This is a genomic window from Polynucleobacter sp. AP-Feld-500C-C5 (assembly GCF_018882265.1).
Taxonomy (GTDB): domain Bacteria; phylum Pseudomonadota; class Gammaproteobacteria; order Burkholderiales; family Burkholderiaceae; genus Polynucleobacter.
Window position 1 is genome coordinate 1 of sequence record NZ_JACVOW010000009.1, and the last position, 1,269, is coordinate 1,269.

At 47.0% G+C, this 1,269-nt stretch carries 1 protein-coding gene; it reads right to left on the reverse strand.

Features of this window, described 5'->3' with window-relative positions; translation table 11 throughout:
- Positions 1-52: 52 nt before the first annotated feature.
- Positions 53-1,194 (reverse strand): IS3 family transposase gene (locus tag ICN21_RS01655; RefSeq protein WP_216176287.1). Its coding sequence is split into 2 segments (ribosomal slippage): positions 53-927 and positions 927-1,194, totalling 1,143 coding nucleotides; the frame shifts between segments, so codons are not numbered across the junction.
- Positions 1,195-1,269: the final 75 nt, after the last annotated feature.

Below are 1,269 nucleotides of genomic sequence, written 5' to 3' on the forward strand. Positions count from 1 at the left end.
TGAACTGCTGTCAATTTAGGTCCATTACCAAAGAGAGTTTTTCTATAGTAAATCATTGCAGCATCATAGGTTGATTCTGGATGATTCTGGGTACTTGGGTTTGGGGTGCTGGTGGTCTGTAACCTAAAGCGCTATGCGGCCTGACATGGTTGTAATGCTTAACCCACTCTCCCACGATGATCTGGGCTTCTTTTAAGCTATAAAAGATCTCCCCATCCAAAAGGTTGTCCCTAAAGGTGCCATTAAAGCTTTCACAAAAGCCATTCTCCCAAGGACTACCGGGGGTGATGTAAGCGGTTTTCACTCCAATGCCAGATAACCAACTACGCAGCTCTTTAGCAATAAATTCTGGACCGTTATCCGATCGAATATATTGCGGGATACCATGGATCATCATGGCGTTTGCCAGTTGCTCAATCACTTGGATCGATCCAATTCTTCTGGCGCAGAAGATCGTTAAACACCTTCTAGTGTATTCATCAATCATCGTGAGCATGCGGATCTTGCCACCATACGCGTCTCTAATAAAGACAAAATCGTAACTCCAAACATGATTGGGGGCAGTAGCTCTTAGCCTCATACAGCTGCCATCGGAGAGCCACAATCTACCTCTAGGGGGTTGTTTTTGCGGGATCTTTAGACCTTCTTGCCGCCAGATGCGAGCGACCTTGGCGGTAGTCGCTTGTCCCCAACCAGCGTTACGCATCATGCTGGCAATCAATCGATAACCGTAACGGCCATAGGTGCTGGCCATACGGATGACCTCAGCTCGTAGGGGCTCTTCGTCATCTCTAGGCAATGGCATATAGCGATACGCTGCTCTAGATAGCCCCACTAAACTGCAGGCAGTCCGCTCAGAGATAGAATGCTGGTCCATGAGCAGCTGCGCTGCATTTTTACGCCTAGTAGGGCTTAGAAGTTTCCCTTAATGACTTCCTTGAGCATGACTTCTCGTAGCGATAAGTCCGCTACGAGCTTCTTGAGTCGGGTATTTTCCAGTTCTAGATCTTTGTACTTACGAGCTTGATCGACCTTCATGCCGCCATAAATCTTGCGCCAACGATAGTAGCTTTGCTCTACCGTTCCCACTTCTTTACAGGCCTGGGCTAGGGTTTTGCCGTTCGTTGTCAGGACATCGATTTGACGCAATAAGGTGACGATTTGCTCGGGTTTAAGACGTTGGCCTTTTGCCATATTTAGCACTCCTTTAAGGTGAAGATTATCAAAAATCCTCTCTTTTGGAGTGGTACTAAAAATCAGGTCAGTTCA